At 50.2% G+C, this 15,330-nt stretch carries 15 protein-coding genes; 2 read left to right on the plus strand and 13 right to left on the minus strand.

The features are described 5' to 3' along the window. Nucleotides 1–36 precede the first annotated feature (36 nt). Nucleotides 37–987: a hypothetical protein gene (locus BLT02_RS09530; RefSeq protein ID WP_139187517.1), complete on the minus strand. Its 951-nt coding sequence runs from the start codon at nucleotides 985–987 to the stop codon at nucleotides 37–39. Nucleotides 988–1,304: 317 nt separating this feature from the next. On the opposite strand from BLT02_RS09530, the gene BLT02_RS09535 reads away from it, so the two are divergent. Both BLT02_RS09535 and BLT02_RS09540 read left to right on the plus strand, forming a co-directional pair. Further along, nucleotides 1,305–1,568, plus strand: coding sequence for a helix-turn-helix domain-containing protein (locus BLT02_RS09535; protein ID WP_175453764.1), 264 nt, complete (start codon nucleotides 1,305–1,307; stop codon nucleotides 1,566–1,568). Nucleotides 1,569–1,760: 192 nt separating this feature from the next. Continuing rightward, a complete protein-coding gene (locus BLT02_RS09540) occupies nucleotides 1,761–2,318 on the plus strand; it encodes a DUF6591 domain-containing protein (RefSeq protein ID WP_092994358.1) in 558 nt (185 codons plus the stop codon). Between the two features lie 284 nt (nucleotides 2,319–2,602). On the opposite strand, the gene BLT02_RS09545 is transcribed toward BLT02_RS09540, so the two are convergent. From BLT02_RS09545 to BLT02_RS09600, 12 genes are all read right to left on the minus strand, one after another. Then, nucleotides 2,603–4,657, minus strand: coding sequence for a PAS domain-containing protein (locus BLT02_RS09545; RefSeq protein ID WP_175453765.1), 2,055 nt, complete (start codon nucleotides 4,655–4,657; stop codon nucleotides 2,603–2,605). Nucleotides 4,658–4,798: 141 nt separating this feature from the next. Further along, nucleotides 4,799–6,433, minus strand: coding sequence for an AMP-binding protein (locus tag BLT02_RS09550; protein ID WP_092994364.1), 1,635 nt, complete (start codon nucleotides 6,431–6,433; stop codon nucleotides 4,799–4,801). A 2-nt stretch (nucleotides 6,434–6,435) separates the two neighbouring features. Next, nucleotides 6,436–7,335, minus strand: coding sequence for an acetyl-CoA carboxylase carboxyltransferase subunit alpha (locus tag BLT02_RS09555; protein ID WP_092994367.1), 900 nt, complete (start codon nucleotides 7,333–7,335; stop codon nucleotides 6,436–6,438). Between the two features lie 107 nt (nucleotides 7,336–7,442). After that, nucleotides 7,443–8,297: an acetyl-CoA carboxylase, carboxyltransferase subunit beta gene (accD, locus tag BLT02_RS09560; RefSeq protein ID WP_092994370.1), complete on the minus strand. Its 855-nt coding sequence runs from the start codon at nucleotides 8,295–8,297 to the stop codon at nucleotides 7,443–7,445. Between the two features lie 152 nt (nucleotides 8,298–8,449). Beyond that, nucleotides 8,450–9,757 (minus strand): acetyl-CoA carboxylase biotin carboxylase subunit, encoded by a 1,308-nt coding sequence (locus BLT02_RS09565; RefSeq protein ID WP_092994373.1) that lies wholly within the window; start codon nucleotides 9,755–9,757, stop codon nucleotides 8,450–8,452. A 3-nt stretch (nucleotides 9,758–9,760) separates the two neighbouring features. After that, the gene (locus BLT02_RS09570; RefSeq protein ID WP_092994376.1) at nucleotides 9,761–10,177 is read right to left on the minus strand and encodes a 3-hydroxyacyl-ACP dehydratase FabZ family protein; all 417 of its coding nucleotides are present in this window, start codon (nucleotides 10,175–10,177) and stop codon (nucleotides 9,761–9,763) included. Between the two features lie 101 nt (nucleotides 10,178–10,278). After that, nucleotides 10,279–10,710 carry an acetyl-CoA carboxylase biotin carboxyl carrier protein gene (gene accB, locus BLT02_RS09575; protein WP_092994378.1) on the minus strand — a complete coding sequence of 144 codons (432 nt, stop codon included), beginning with the start codon at nucleotides 10,708–10,710 and terminating at the stop codon, nucleotides 10,279–10,281. 4 nt (nucleotides 10,711–10,714) lie between these two features. After that, the gene (fabF, locus tag BLT02_RS09580) at nucleotides 10,715–11,953 is read right to left on the minus strand and encodes a beta-ketoacyl-ACP synthase II (protein WP_092994381.1); all 1,239 of its coding nucleotides are present in this window, start codon (nucleotides 11,951–11,953) and stop codon (nucleotides 10,715–10,717) included. A gap of 170 nt (nucleotides 11,954–12,123) precedes the next feature. Further along, a complete protein-coding gene (locus BLT02_RS09585; RefSeq protein WP_242869759.1) occupies nucleotides 12,124–12,873 on the minus strand; it encodes a 3-oxoacyl-ACP reductase family protein in 750 nt (249 codons plus the stop codon). Nucleotides 12,874–12,922: 49 nt separating this feature from the next. Further along, nucleotides 12,923–13,834: an ACP S-malonyltransferase gene (fabD, locus tag BLT02_RS09590; RefSeq protein ID WP_092994384.1), complete on the minus strand. Its 912-nt coding sequence runs from the start codon at nucleotides 13,832–13,834 to the stop codon at nucleotides 12,923–12,925. Further along, nucleotides 13,822–14,763, minus strand: coding sequence for an enoyl-[acyl-carrier-protein] reductase FabK (fabK, locus tag BLT02_RS09595; protein ID WP_207649399.1), 942 nt, complete (start codon nucleotides 14,761–14,763; stop codon nucleotides 13,822–13,824). The genes fabD and fabK overlap by 13 nt, the downstream gene beginning before the upstream one ends. An 8-nt stretch (nucleotides 14,764–14,771) precedes the next feature. Continuing rightward, nucleotides 14,772–14,993, minus strand: coding sequence for an acyl carrier protein (locus BLT02_RS09600; RefSeq protein ID WP_092994390.1), 222 nt, complete (start codon nucleotides 14,991–14,993; stop codon nucleotides 14,772–14,774). Nucleotides 14,994–15,330: the final 337 nt, after the last annotated feature.

Raw genomic sequence — 15,330 nt, forward strand, 5'->3', positions numbered from 1 at the left:
ACAATATGGGCGAAGGAGGAAAACCTGTCAAACGGTTTAATCCTTCTTTTTAGACAGCAGATCCGAAATCTTATTGACAAGAACGCCGACGACGATGGCGCCGACAAATGTTTCCGGACTGAGGAGGTTTTCTTTCAGCCAGGCAACGGGGCCTTTTGCCCCTGGAGAGGCAGCTGGCTCATCGTTATTATCATCTGGAGAGGCAGCTGGCTCATCGTTATTATCATCTGGTGAGACAGCTGATTCATCGCCTTTGTTGATTGTTATCGGATCTGTTTCGGGTGATTGATCTGAGACGAGAGAATCTGCCGTGGCCTGCTCAGCAGCGGCTCCTTCCTGGTCCGATGTTCCGGCTGTGTGTACACGGAAGCTGTATTCGCCGGCAATTCCGAACGATTCCACCATTAGAAGGTATTCACCGGGCGGCAGCTGTAATTCCTCCTGCCGGCCGTTATCCGTGATCATAGAGTACAGGACATTTTCGTTGAGGTCCCTGATGGTAAGTTCCAGCCCGGCAGTAGAGGAACACTCGATGGACGATATGGGGGCTGAGGCTGTCAATCGAAAAGTATGCTGTTCATGGATGGTATCATCGGAGCTGCTGTGAAAGAACCCCTCATAGGACTGGTCACAGACAATATTTTCCGGCGGCATGTGCAGAGGTGTCTCCTTCAGGGAGAACCTGTAGTCGCCGGAAGTATCCGCGTAGGAGACATAAACGCAGACGGAATAAGAACCGGGATCCAGATAGAAGCTGTAATCTCCCGGGCTTGCCATGGAGTCCAGCCAGGCGTCGAGGAGCTGGTTTTCATCGGCGTCTATGACCTTGATCCGCAGAACCTGGTTTGTATGCGTGATAAAATGCATCTGCACAAGCCCTGCATCGGAAAGAGTGAAAGGATATAAACCCGCCGGACTCTCTCCTGAAAAGCTGTTTTCTTCAACTGGAGTGATGGTTCCCTCGATATAGGTTCCGTCCGTCGGCACAGCCTCCGGGGTACCGGGTGAGGATGCCGGGACCGTCATTGCCAACGAAAAAGAAATGAAGGCTGTGAGGATTAAAGAAAGAAGTAAGCAGCAAACCCGATTTTTTCTGATGATCAAATAACGCACTTTCCGAAGCCTCCATGATCGACATCCCGATCTGAGCTTAACAATTGCAACAGATTCATTATAGCATATACATTTTCAATACAAATACAAAAGCGGGATATGTCCGTTTTCAAAATTCACTGCGCAAAATTTACAAGCCCTTTTATGAAACAAATAACTCTATGGCCGACTATGGCGGAAAGGGCACATGTATGGAAGAGAAAAGACAGATCAATGCGCAGTTGATCGGACAGAACATCAGGAGGATTCGACTGGAACACGGGGAGACACAACAACAGCTGGGCGCACTGCTTGGATACGGGGCTACAACGATCGCCAACTATGAAACCGGGTACAGGATGCCGGACCTGGAGACCTTCTTTCAGATCGCCATGCATTACAGTGCATCACTGGAAGATTTTATACGAGAACAGGAAACCGCAATCCCGGATGACAGTCAGAATGGCTTCATCTGATGAATACCAGTCAGAATGCTCTTAGGAAGTTCATACATGTTTGTGGTCACGAGATCATAGCCACAAGTATGCTGATCAAGGTTCACGAATCGTGAATATCCCGGGAGCGGAAGACAGATATACTGATTACGAGCAGTTTATTGAAGAGAATACTCATTTGCTGAACAGAAAAATCATATGAGGAGGATACCCATGAAAAAAATAATAGGGATCATTATTGCAGGAATCATTATCATGACACTGTTTGGAAATGGAAAAAGCCGTGGAACCAGGGTAAATAAAGAAGCAGAAAACCGGACCGGAACCGAAACCACAGTCACAGGAGGACAGAACGCAGGATCTGAACAAGAATCGGAAGAGAATTTGACAGAGAATCAGGAAGAGGAAACAAAACAAGAGGAAACAGAACCGGAGGAAGAACAGGAGCCGGAGGAAGAACAGGAGCCGGAAGATGAGCCTGAGGATGAGCAGAACGAATCTGCGGAAGATGGGATCTCACCGGAATTCAAGGCGGCCATGGACAGCTACGAGGAGTTTTTTGACGAATACGTCGCGTTTATGGAGAAGTATTCAAAATCGTCCAACCCCTCAGGGATGATCATGGATTACAGTGAATACATGATGAAATATGCAGATACGATGAATAAGCTCAATCAGGTCGACTATGACAAACTGACAGTCCCGGAACAGGCCTATTACATTGAAGTCATGGCGAGGATCCAGAAAAAGCTGCTGCAGAGCACACAGTGATCCACAAAATCCGGTCTGCGGCGCCGCTGCATAGAGTCTGCATAGAGTGGGATACAGGGGACGCTTCTCTGTCTATTATTCGAAGACATTTGGAGCGAAGAAAGGGACGGTTGTCTGCCTTCTTTTGGCAGACACCTGAAGCGAAGAAAGGGACGTTTCTTTGTCTCCGTGAAGGAGAATGAGAAACGTCCCTTATCTCTTATCTGAGCGGTCCCTTATCTCTTGTCTGAGCGGTTCCTTGTCTCTTGTCTGAGCGGTCCCATGGCCCGCTTTTTCATTTGCGTTTATTCCCGATCTCCGAGCAGTTCTCCCAGGGTGTTTTCGCCCCAGCTGTAGTTGGTAAGGTAGCTTCCTTTGAAAAGCTGGGAGTATTCTTCTTTGCCGGAGAGGAAATTGTAGAGGTCGCAATCGACCTTATCCATCACGATCCGGCGCTTTCCGTCTATGGCTTCAACAATGTCGGGAATTCCATATTCCTCCAGGGTGCTCTTCAGGCGGAGAGCGACTTTGCGGTATCTTGAGAGGGTCAGGGTGTTTGCGGGTTCGTCCTCCCACAGGAAGCTGATCGCTTCTTCGGAAGTGACGTATCCGCCCTTGCGGTCAACAAGGAGAGCAAAGAGTTCCTTGGACTTTTTGTTGCGGAAGGCGATGGGGGTGTCTCCGACAAAAACATCGAAATAGCCGAAGGTACGGATGGAAACAGTGCGGGTTTCCGGCAGGGCGGCTCTGCTGGCTTCTGAACCGGTTCCTGAGCTGCCTTCTACCGGGTAAAGCATGACGTAACGTGAGGAATCAGCATTGGGCTCTTTTTCGGAGCAGATTGCTTTGATTCTGCGCTCGGACTGAGATTGATAGTCAAAATAATTGAACTCTGCTTCACCTGTTCTCAGCAGCTCCGCAAAATTCTCATAAGCCACTTCACTATAGGCAACGAAAGTCTCAATGGGTGTAAAGCGCTCGGTCAGGGGCAGCCATTCTTCTTCGGTATAGCCAAAGAAGGCGCAGACATTTTCGGTTGCATAGAGTGGTTTTACCAGGCCTTTCGGAGAGATTTCAAAGGCCGCGATGCCGTCTGAAAACTGGGTGACTAAATCACGCATTTTCTCTCTCAGCTGGTCGTTTTCTTTCTTCAATGCCATGGAATTTGCGGTCTCTTTTATCTCGCGGCAGCAATAGAAGTTTATTGACTCATCGGCTTTAATGAACACGCCGCTGTATTGTTTAACGGTGTCGTCGGTCGAACGGGCCTTGTAGGTGATCTGAGGCGGCTTACCGTCAATACTGCGCAGTCTTTTTTGACAGAAATCCACAAAGAATCGACGAACACTGTCCTGGTCTTCCGAATATACGGAGTCGACCAGCCACTTGATCAGCGCATCTTCAATCTGCATTTCTACATTCTCAAAACGCTTAAAAAAAGATGCTTCTTCACAATGCAGGCATTTTACTGTATTGGCATCCAGATTGAACTCGAAGATCTTGTCATAAACATCTGTAAGAGCCCGGAGATAGCGCTTGCTTTCGATCGTTTTTCGCGCCTTGTAGCGTTCTGTAATGTCCATACAAACGCTCTGGAACTCTGCTTCGCCCTGTTCGTTGATGGTTTTTGTGACCCATCCGAAAACATGCGCGCGGGTCCCGTCACAGCGGAGCAGGGTCATATCTCCGGCGATGGGAGCATCCGCAGAGAAAACACGGTTCAGATATTTTGAAAATCTGCGGCGCTCCTCCATTGGGACCATCAGGAAAATATTGCTTTTATACATTTCCAGATAATCCATTTCTCCGTCTTTTACTTCGGGGAAACGCAGCAGTTCGATCATCTTGGGATTGATATAGGTGATCTTCGGCTGCTTTTCACAGGTATATCTTATAAATCCGCATGGAATGGTATCATTCAAAAAACGCAGATTATCATTTTCAGATTTAAGATCGGTTATATCTGCCAATACAGAATGACCGATGAGCGTTCCGTCGTCCAGTTTTCCGGGCGTGACGGTGTCTCTTACATGGATAATGGTACCGTCCTTTTTGACAAGACGGTACTCATCGGTAAGAGCCTGTTCTTTCAAAATTATCTGCTGAATAAAGGCGGAATACTTTTCGCGGTCAGCCGGGTGGACCCGCTGCAGATAAAGATCAGTGCTGTTATCCAGCAGTTCGCTTTCTTCGACGCCAAGCAGTTCGCACAAATTGCAGCTGGCGTAGTTCAGGTGAACCGGGGGCGTCAACACATACTGATGAAAGCCGCAGATCTGATGAGAAAGTATTTCCTCCATATAGTTTAATGGATTGTTTGACGAGTTTATCGGGTTTATTGAGTTTAACGCGTTGTCCATTGTATCTCCTTTTGCGGAGTTCTGTTTCTGCCGACGGGGCAGTCTGAAAACTGACATTATTTTGCTTTGGGAGAAATATTCTCCCCTGCAGCCGGGGAGATTGTATCCCTCATAGGATCTGCAATCGTTCTCACAGTCCGCTTAGGCATGACTGCGAAGGACAGTCTTTTGAATCTTGCCGCTGATCGTCTTGGGCATTTCGGTCACGAATTCAATGAGGCGGATCCATTTGTACTCCGCAAGCCTCTGATTGCAGAAATTTTTGATCTCCAGCGCCAGTTCCTGTGAAGAATTATATTCTGCACCGGGAACAATGACAGCCTTGAGTGCCTGGCCCCGGAGGGAATCCGGTACGCCGATCACGCTGCATTCCACGACGGCAGGATGCTCCATCAGTACGTTTTCCACTTCGTAGGGACCCACACGGAAACCGCCTGTTTTAATAATATCATCAAAACGGCCGTGGAACCAATAGCGTCCGTTTTCATCCATATATGCCGCGTCTCCCGTGTGATATACGCCGTCGCGCCAGACATAGCGGTACTGGTCCTCGTTGTCCAGATATGCGGTAAATACACCGGGCTGCCGGCCGGCTTTTTCGGGGACGATGACGACTTCACCGATCTCGCCGATAGCAGCGGGCTTTCCATTCTTTCCGCGAAGCTCGATGTTATAGAAGGGAGAGGGTGTTCCCATGGAACCCTCCACAGCGTCGTATCCCTTGAAATTTGCCATCAGCAGGGTTGTCTCGGTCTGTCCGTATCCCTCGCGAAGCTCCAGCCCGGTGAGCTCTCTGAATTTGCGGAACACTTCAGGAGCCAACATCTCACCTGCGGTCGTCGCGTGCCTGAGCGTGGGCATTTCGGGAATGCCTTTGCGGACGAGATAGCGATAGACCGTAGGGGGAGCACAGAATGAAGTCACACCATAACGATTGATCACAGCGGTTAACTGTTTTGGCTCAAAGTTATCGAAATCATAAACCATGACCGCGCTGCCTACCAGCCACTGGCCATAAATTTTTCCCCAGGATGCCTTCGCCCAGCCCGTATCCGCAACTGTGAAGTGCAGGCCGTTATCCTCTGCCTGATGCCAGTACTTTGCCGTGACGATATGCGCAAGCGGGTAGCTGTGGTCGTGGATAACGCCTTTGGGATAACCTGTAGTGCCGGATGTAAAATACAGCATCATAGGATCAGCCGCCAGGGTCTGCACACGCCCGAATTCTTCGGAGGCTCCTTCCATAGCTCTGGTCAGATTTTCAAATCCTTCTATATCATTCTGAACGCACCAGAGCCTGGCTGTCCTGCCGGCCTCTTTCAGGGCTGCAATGATCTTTTCGGGAACCTCGTTCTGCGCAGTACACACAATGGCCTTTACTTTGGAGGATTTAATGCGGTAGACGAGATCACTGACTGTCAGCATATAAGTGGCGGGAATCATCACGGCGCCCAGCTTGTGCAGAGCAACAGCTGCAAACCAGTATTCATAATGCCTTTTCAAAATCAGCATGACCCGGTCGCCGCGGCCGATCCCTGCATTGCTGAAGACATTCGCCATCTGATTGCTGTATTTTTTTATATCCGCAAATGAAAAAATATGTTCCTCCCCCTCGACGTTGCACCACACGAGCGCACGTTTCTCCGGCGTCTCATCTGCGATCTTATCGACAACATCATAACCGAAGTTGAAGTTGTCGGGATAATCAAGTGTTATTTTTTTAAGCCTGCCGTTTTCATCGAAAGTCTCATTACAAAACTGTTTGTATACACACATAGTTACTCCTTGATGACTGCATCTGCCCCTAACCTGCGGAACCTGTCATAACGGTTCTGAGTCAGTTCTACGTCACTGGACAGTCCTTTGAGTTCTTCCGCCAGGAGAGCGCGGATGCGGTCATAAAATTCCTTTTTGCCGATGTCGTCTTCAGAAAGAATACGCTCGATCACGCCGAGACTTTTGCCGTCCTCGGCTGTCAGCTTCAGACTCGCGGCAGCGGCATCTGCTTTGGCGGAGTCTTTCCAGAGAATGCTGGCGCAGCCTTCGGGAGAGATGACGGAATACACGGCATTTTGCAGCATCCAGACCCGGTCGGCAGCAGCAAGGGCGAGGGCACCGCCGCTGCCGCCCTCACCGATCAAAATAGAGATGATCGGGACACAGAGGGTCGACATTTCGAGCAGGTTTTCAGCGATCGCCTGACCCTGTCCCCTTTCTTCAGCACCGATTCCGCAGTAGGCGCCGGATGTATCCACAAAGCAGATAACAGGTCTGCCGAATTTCTCTGCCTGCTTCATGAGGCGCAGGGCTTTGCGGTAACCTTCCGGCTTAGGCATACCGAAATTGCGATAAGTACGCTCTTTTGCGGTATGACCTTTCTCAATCGCGATCACCGTAACAGGAACCTTGTCCAGCTTTGCAATGCCGCCTACAACTGCGGGATCATCCGCATAACGGCGGTCACCGTGAAATTCAATAAATCCCTTGAAAATGTTCTTTATATAATCAAGTCCTGTCGGCCTCTTACTGTCGCGGGCCAGTTTCACACGTTCATATGCACGATAACAGGTGCGTTCAAAAGCATGTTCATGAGTGCGTTCATGAACACGATCATAAATACGTTCATAGATACGTTCATCAGCGTGTTCACCAGCACGTTTAAAAGCATTTTCACTCATACCATCGCCCTCCCACAGTGTATTTTCAGCAGCTCAGCCGGATATTCCCGCAGTGCATTTTCAGCAGCTCAACCGGATATTCCTGCAGAGTATTTTCAGCAGACCAGTCAGATATTCCCACAGTGCATTTTCAGCAGCTCAGCCAGATATTTCTTCTGATTGAAACGGGGGATAATGCTGTCGATAAATCCGTGTTCAAGGACAAATTCCGACTTCTGGAACCCTTTGGGCAGAGCCTTCTTTGTCGTCTGTTCAATCACTCTTGCGCCTGCAAAACCGACGGTCGCGCCGGGTTCAGCCAGTATAATATCCGCTTCCATAGCGAAGCTTGCCGTCACACCGCCGGTTGTCGGATCAGTGAGAACTGCAATATACAAAAGTCCTGCGTCACTATGCCGCTTGACCGCTGCGCTTGTTTTTGCCATCTGCATCAGAGACAGCAGGCCTTCCTGCATACGGGCGCCGCCGGACACAGTAAAGCCGATCACGGGCAGACGGTATTGCACTGCATATTCAAATAATGTGGTTATTTTTTCGCCGACGACACTGCCCATACTGCCCATCATAAAATAGGGCTCCATAACGAACAGGCAGCACTTCTGCCCACCGATCATACCAGTACCGCAGACCACAGCTTCTATTTCACGGCTCGCAGCGCGGACAGTTTCAATCTTGTTATTATATCCGGGAAAATTCAGCGGATTTTCCGCTTTCATATTGGAATATAATTCACGAAAACTTCCCTTGTCGGTGATCATCTGTATGCGCTGGCGCGCTTTCATACGGAAATGGTAGCCGCAGGGACAGACAAGGTCATTGGCCCAGAGGCGGCTCAATGGAATCTCCCTGTGGCAGTTCGGGCATTTTTTCTCAGGTTCACCGGAGTCACGCTGAACCGGAGCAGAAGTCCGCCCGCCTTCTTCTAACTGATTTTTTGGTTTTAAAAAATTCAACAATGCCATTTCATCACATGTTTCCCATAAGGGGTAAATCGTATATTTTCATATATAGGGAAATTACAAGTTTCCTATAAAGGTCAGTCATATGTTTCCCATAAAGGGTAAATCCTATATTTCGATATAAAGGAAAACCACATGTTTCCTATAAAGGTCAGTCATATGTTTCCCATAAAAGTTAAATCATACTTTCCGGTTGTGAAGCGCTCATCCTCAACGATCCGCAGCTGTTCCTCAATGTTTGTCGGTATGCCGTCGATGACCAGTTCGCACAGGGCTGCCCGGATTTTGCGAAGGGTTTCTTCTCTGGTCTTGGCATATACGATCAGTTTCCCGAGCAGTGAATCATAGTAGGGGGAAACAGCCGTGCCGGCGACCAGGCAGGTATCAAACCGCACAGACGGACCTCCCGGAACATGGAGCATTTTCAAAGTTCCGCAGCTTGCCGCATTGATCCGGCATTCGATCGCCGAACCTTTCGTCCTGACATCTTGCTGAGTGAAATTCAGCGGGATACCGGCAGCGATCCGGATCTGCCATTTTACAAGGTCAAATCCAGTCAGCATTTCCGTCACGCAATGCTCCACCTGGAGCCGCACATTCATTTCCATAAACCAGAAATTGCCATCACGATCCAGCAGAAATTCAAGCGTACCCGCGCCGACATAACCGATCTTTTTTACAGCATCTACTGCAAGCTCCATTATCTTTTTGCGCTGCGCATCATTTACAGCGGGCGAGGGCGTTTCCTCCAGCAGCTTCTGATTTCGTCTCTGAAGAGAACAGTCACGGTCGCCGAGACAGACGGCGTTTCCGTGCTCATCGGCGAGGATCTGCAGTTCAACATGTCTTGCGGGGTAAATATATTTTTCAAGATACAGGCTGCCATCTCCGAAAGCGCTTAAGGCTTCGCCTGATGCCTGAAGGTAAGCATCATCAAGTTCATCTTCTGAACGGATCAGACGTATCCCGCGTCCGCCGCCGCCTGCACAGGCTTTGAGCATAACAGGATATCCGATCCGGCCGGCTGCCCGCCTTGCTTCCTGGACAGAAGCCACAGCTTTTGTTCCCGGAATGACCGACAGACCTGTTCCACGGACCAGCTCTTTCAATACTGCTTTATCACTGAGGCGCTCCATGCTGTCGGGATCGGGACCGATAAATACCAGGCCGTTCTTTCTGCAGGCACGGGCAAAGTGCGCATTTTCTGAAAGAAAACCGTATCCGGGATGGACCGCCTGTGCACCCGATAAAACTGCAGTACTGATTATTTGATTTTCATTCAAATAACTTTCCGAGGCTTCGGGACCTCCGATACAATAACTCTGATCGGCGAGAGCCACATGAAGGGAGTTTTTATCTGCCTCGGAATATACAGCGACCGTAGCCACACCCATTTCCTTGCAGGCCCGGATGATGCGGACAGCGATCTCGCCGCGGTTGGCGATCAGTATTTTTGAAAACATGGTTTACGCTCCTGTGATCGCAAAGGAAAATTCAGCTGTTACACACTTTCGTCCGCCTGCCGTGACAGTGCCTTCTGCAAAATAAAAGGGATGCTTCGCGCGTTTGATGCGGCACTGGGTTTCAATCGTATCACCCGGCTTTACGGGAGAACGGAATCTTACATTGTTAAGCCCTGTGTAAACGGGCAGTTCATCCTCCTTCATCGTATCCTTCATCAGTACGCAGGCGGTCTGAGCCAGGATCTCACAGAGGATCACGCCCGGAACGATGGGGTGACCGGGAAAATGTCCCTTGAGGAAGAATTCGTCACCGCGGACGGTATAATGTCCGATGGCAGTTTCCTCCCTGTTTTCCACATCGTCAAGGAGCAGCATATGATCCCTGTGAGGCAGTATCGTCATGATTTCTTCTCTGTTCATATCCTTATTTCTTTATCCTTATTCCTTTGTCTTTATTTCTTTGTCCTTAGTACTTTATCCTTATCTCTTTATCTTTATCTCTTTTCCTTATCTCTTTATCCTTACTTCCTGATACGGAAAAGCTCTGTTCCGTACTCGACGACCTGACCGTCAGTGACGCAGATCTCTGAAATGATTCCGTCCTCCTCGGAGGCAATCTCGTTCATAAGCTTCATCGCTTCTACAATGCAGAGAGTCTGGCCTTTTTTCACCTTGTCCCCGATCGAGACATAGGGATCGGCATTTTCCGTGGGAGCCGCATAAAACACGCCGACGATGGGGGATTCCACGCTGATGTAGTCCTTTGCGCCGGCTGTTGTGGGTGTTGTCTGTGCACTGCCGGCAGATTCGGGAACAGAGTATACAGTTTCTCTGACCGGTGCCGAAATGGAACGCTCCAGGCGGACCTTGCTGTTTTCCTCTGTGATCTCAAGTCCGGTCAGCCCCAGTTCCTTCATCAGTCCGGCATATCTGCGGATATCTGTTTCTTTCATAGGATCACACCTTTCTGAAAGCGAGGCAGGCGTTATGACCGCCAAATCCAAGAGAATTGGAAAGTGCCAGCGTAAGGTCTGCTTTTACAGCAGTATTCGGGACACAATTCAGATCACATTTTTCATCCTGTTCTTTCAAGTTGATCGTGGGAGGAATGATCCCCTCATTCAGGGCGAAAAGGCAGGCCAGCGCTTCAATCGCGCCAGCTGCGCCAAGCATATGTCCGGTCATGGACTTGGTGGAGCTCACATAGGCTTTCCTTGCGCTCTCTTCGCCAAGCGCTTTCCTGATCACTGCCGTCTCGATCACATCGTTCATCGGAGTACCTGTTCCGTGCGCATTGATATAAACGGAATCCTGGTCTGTATAGCCGGCTTCCTTCATGGCATCCATCATAGCCTGTGCGCCGCCCCGCCCGTCGGGATGAGGAGCAGTGATGTGATAGGCATCACAAGTGGAACCGTAGCCGCATACTTCGCCGTAAATCTTTGCGCCGCGGTTTTTTGCGTGTTCATATTCCTCGAGAACAAGCGCGACAGCACCTTCACCGATCACAAAACCGCCTCTGCGTTTATCAAAAGGCAGGGAAGCCTCATCGGGATTTTCGGAAACAGTAAGCGCCTTCATATTGACAAATCCCGCGATCGCGGAAGGAATAATGGCAGCTTCAGCACCGCCGGTGATCACAGCATCGGCATAACCGTGACGGATAAGGCGCATCGCTTCACCGATGGCATTGGAACCGGAAGCGCAGGCAGTGACAGCAGGCATTGCCGTTCCGCGGCAGTCGTGGCGGATCGCGATCATACCGGCTGCCATATTGCTGATCATCATAGGTACGAACAGCGAAGATACACGGCGGGGGCCTTTTTCCATCAGCTTGGTGTGTTCTGTCTCAAAAGTACCTATGCCGCCTATTCCCGTGCCGAAAATGACAGAAAAACGTTCGGGTTCAACGGTGCCCTTGACGCTGCTTTCCTCCACCGCCTGTTGGGCTGCCGCAACGGCAAACTGAGCATAGCGGTCGGTGCGCAGCACATCATTTACCTCTAAATATTCTCTGGGATCGAAGCCCTTGACCTCGGCTCCCAGCTTTGCCTTGAATTTTTCCGTATTAAAAAGTGTAATGGGACCAATGCCGTTTTTCCCGTTCTTCATATTCTCCCAGGTATCAGCGACATTGTTTCCCAAAGGGGTGACTGCACCGAGACCGGTAACAACAACCCGCCTGTTCTGACTCATATTTTTCTCCTTATATGGCGATACCGCTGCTGCTTCTTTTTTAGCACGGAGATACCGCCATCATCGCATTTTCACACTGCGATACCGCCGCTAATTCTTTTTAGCACGGAGATACCGCCACCCACTAATTCGTTCTTTACAGGGTGATTCATTCCATTGTCATTTACTTCTTACATGGCGATTCCGCCGTCGACCCGGAGGACTTCGCCTGTTACATATTTTGCAATTGCCAGATAGGCCGCCGCTTCTGCCACATCTTCTGTTTCACCCATCCTGCCGAGAGGGATCCTGTCCAGAAGAGGATTGTCAGCCTGATCTCCCGTCATATCTGTCGCAATAAATCCGGGAGCGATCGCGTTACAGCGGATGCCTTTGGGGGCAAGCTCCCTGGCTGCGGACTTGGTCAGACCGATCAGGCCGGCTTTCGATGCGGAGTAGTTGCATTGTCCCGCGTTGCCCATCAGACCGGCCACTGAGCTGATGTTGATCACACAGCCTTCGCGCGCCCGCATGAACAGGCCTGTCATATGGCGGATCATATTGAAAGCACCTTTGAGATTGGTATCCAGGACTGCGTCAAAATCTTCTTCCTTCATCATGGCAAGCAGGCCGTCCCGGGTAATGCCTGCATTATTGACAAGAATCTGTGCAGTACCGAAGTCAGCTCTGATCTTTGCGACAGTTTCCTTAACCGCGGAAAAATCAGCCACATTGCATTGATAAGCCCTGGCTTCAACACCGTATTCCTTTCTGCATTTCGCGCAGACACTCTCAGCAGCTGCTGCATTCCCTGCAAAAATAACAGCTGTATTGGCACCCATCGACGCCAGTTTATAAACGATTGCTTCTCCGATCCCCCGGGAGCCGCCGGTCACAACCGCTGTTTTCCCATTCAGCATCTTTTCATTGCTGCTCAGCATTCTTCACCTCCACTCAGCATCCTTCCACCTCCGCGAGTTTCTCCGCGGGTTACTCCGCGAGAGATTCGGCAAGATATTCGCTTACATTTACAGCCTTTACGTTTTTGCTGATCTTCCTGATCATATTGGTGAGTGTTTTGCCGGGACCGATCTCAATAAAGGTGTCCACGCCGGCCGCAATCATATTGCGGATGATCGTCTCCCACTGCACGGGACTGCAGATCTGAGAGGAAAGCAGGTCCGCGACATCATCCCCATAAGGTTCCCCTGTCCTGTTGGAGTAAAGGGGGATGCCTGGTTTGTTCACCTTTGCCTTTGCCAGTTCACCGGCAAAGGCCTCTGCCGCCTCCTTCATAAAGGGAGAATGGAAGGCTCCTTTTACTTTAAGCGGAAGGGCTCTGCCGCCCGCTGCTCTTACATCAGCGGTGAAGTCCTTCATCTGAGAGGCAAGGCCGGATACCGTGATCTGTCCGGGGCAGTTGAAGTTTACAGGATAAACATCGGAATATTTTCCGCACACTTCCTGAACCTGTCCCGGTGTGAGCTTTACAACAGCAGCCATAAAGGTATCAAACTTCTCAGCCTCCTTCTGCATCAGCTCACCGCGCTTACAGACCAGACGAAAACCGGTCTCATTGTCAAAGGCTCCGCTGACTACAGCGGCAGTAACTTCACCGAGAGAAAAACCGGCAGCCGCGTCGGGAGCAAGGCCTTTTTCCATAAGGTTTTCCATCAGGACATTTGCCGCTGCCAGCTCCATCGCAAAAAGGCAGGGCTGTGTATTTTTGGTTTCCTTCAATTCGTCTTCCGTGCCGTGAAAACACTGGACAGACGTACCGGGACGGATCCCGTCACATAGATCATAGATCTTACGGGCTGCCGGATATTTTTCATACAGGTCCTTTCCCATACCGGGGAACTGGTCGCCCTGACCAGAAAAAACAAATGCTATTTTACCCATTGTGATGCCCTCAGGAGGACAGGCTCAGCTTCCTCCATGACTTCCCTGACTATTTCTGCCGCAGGCTGTTCTTTTTTGACCATGGCTGCGATCTGACCGGAAAGGAAACAGCCCCTTTCGGAGTCCCCTTCCTGCACTGCAAGCCGCAGTGCCCCCGTTGCCAGCCTTTCCAGCTCGTCATCCGGCATACCGCCGTATTCAGCTTTGGAATATTCTCTGGCAAACGGCGTTCTGAGACTGCGGACGGGATGCCCCAGCCGCTTGCCGGTGACCATGGTACAGAGATCAGTGGCCTTAAGGATCTTCTCTTTATATACAGGGTGGATACTGCACTCATTGGCACTGAGGAAACGGGTCCCCATCTGCACGCCCTGCGCGCCGAGCATAAATGCCGCAGCCACCCCTCTGCCGTCCGCAATACCGCCTGCCGCAATGACCGGCAGACTGGTCGCATCGCAGATCTGCGGAACCAGAACCATAGTAGTAAGCTCGCCCACATGGCCGCCGCTCTCGCCGCCCTCCGCGATCAGAGCAGAGGCTCCGAGACGGGTCATCAATTTCGCCATCGCGACCGAGGCAACAACAGGAATCACCCTGATCCCCGCAGCGAGCCACTCTTTGATGTACCTGGATGGATTGCCCGCACCTGTGGTCACCACTTCCACTTTTTCTTCTATAACCACCTTTGCAACTTCATCCGCAAACGGACTCAGCAGCATGATATTCACACCGACCGGCTTATCTGTGATACGCCTGGCAGCCTGAATCTGCTGCCTGACATAATCGCCGGGAGCATTCCCTGCCGCGATAATGCCAAGACCGCCGCCGTCCGAAACAGCAGCGGCCAGCTTACCGTCAGCGATCCAGGCCATACCGCCCTGAAACACCGGATATTCGATCCCCAGCATCTCGCAAATTGCTGATTTGATCATAAGCGTTAACCCTTCTTGCTCTGGATGAACTTATCCAGATCATCAATAGTTTCCACCTTCTGATCCAATTCGATCTCGATCCCGATCTCGTCCTCCAGATTCATAAGAAGCTCCACAGTATCGAGAGAGTCGATCCCAAGCTCAGAAAACTTGCTTTCCGGCTTTACAGAAGCGACATCACAGCCAGTACGTTCCGAAACGATCTTTGCAATAGCGTCAAAATACATAATTCAATTCCTCCATGATATGATTTTCTGATTTCCATTTTCTGATTTCCTAAGAATGAAATTCCCGGGCGGCTTTCGCCTGCCTGTGCTGACTACTATACGCACCTCCCGTTCCCGAAAAGAAACCTCGGCGTTCCAAAAGCGTTCCCGTTTTGTAAATAATTTATGAACTTGACTGATTTGATTTTCGAATTTGGCGGAAAAGAGGAAGGGACGGTGCTCTGTCCCCTTTTTGGAGTGAAGAAAGGGGCTGTTGCCTGGCTGAACTTTTCAGCTATGCACAGCTCCTTGTCTCTTGTTTGTCGTCTCGGAGACTGGGCATATGCTATAATACAGA

Source organism: Sarcina sp. DSM 11001 (assembly GCF_900101015.1).
In the GTDB taxonomy this organism is placed as follows: Bacteria; Bacillota; Clostridia; order Lachnospirales; family Lachnospiraceae; genus CAG-791.

Coding starts and splice junctions, on each gene's coding strand:
- BLT02_RS09535 (WP_175453764.1), top strand. CDS start 1,305: ATGGAAGAGAAAAGACAGATCAATGCGCAGTTGATCGGACAGAACATC.
- BLT02_RS09555 (WP_092994367.1), bottom strand. CDS start 7,335: ATGAGTGAAAATGCTTTTAAACGTGCTGGTGAACACGCTGATGAACGT.
- BLT02_RS09540 (WP_092994358.1), top strand. CDS start 1,761: ATGAAAAAAATAATAGGGATCATTATTGCAGGAATCATTATCATGACA.
- fabD (WP_092994384.1), bottom strand. CDS start 13,834: ATGGGTAAAATAGCATTTGTTTTTTCTGGTCAGGGCGACCAGTTCCCC.
- BLT02_RS09570 (WP_092994376.1), bottom strand. CDS start 10,177: ATGAACAGAGAAGAAATCATGACGATACTGCCTCACAGGGATCATATG.
- accD (WP_092994370.1), bottom strand. CDS start 8,297: ATGGCATTGTTGAATTTTTTAAAACCAAAAAATCAGTTAGAAGAAGGC.
- fabF (WP_092994381.1), bottom strand. CDS start 11,953: ATGAGTCAGAACAGGCGGGTTGTTGTTACCGGTCTCGGTGCAGTCACC.
- BLT02_RS09585 (WP_242869759.1), bottom strand. CDS start 12,873: ATGCTGAGCAGCAATGAAAAGATGCTGAATGGGAAAACAGCGGTTGTG.
- BLT02_RS09550 (WP_092994364.1), bottom strand. CDS start 6,433: ATGTGTGTATACAAACAGTTTTGTAATGAGACTTTCGATGAAAACGGC.
- accB (WP_092994378.1), bottom strand. CDS start 10,710: ATGAAAGAAACAGATATCCGCAGATATGCCGGACTGATGAAGGAACTG.
- BLT02_RS09545 (WP_175453765.1), bottom strand. CDS start 4,657: ATGGACAACGCGTTAAACTCAATAAACCCGATAAACTCGTCAAACAAT.
- BLT02_RS09565 (WP_092994373.1), bottom strand. CDS start 9,757: ATGTTTTCAAAAATACTGATCGCCAACCGCGGCGAGATCGCTGTCCGC.
- BLT02_RS09600 (WP_092994390.1), bottom strand. CDS start 14,993: ATGTATTTTGACGCTATTGCAAAGATCGTTTCGGAACGTACTGGCTGT.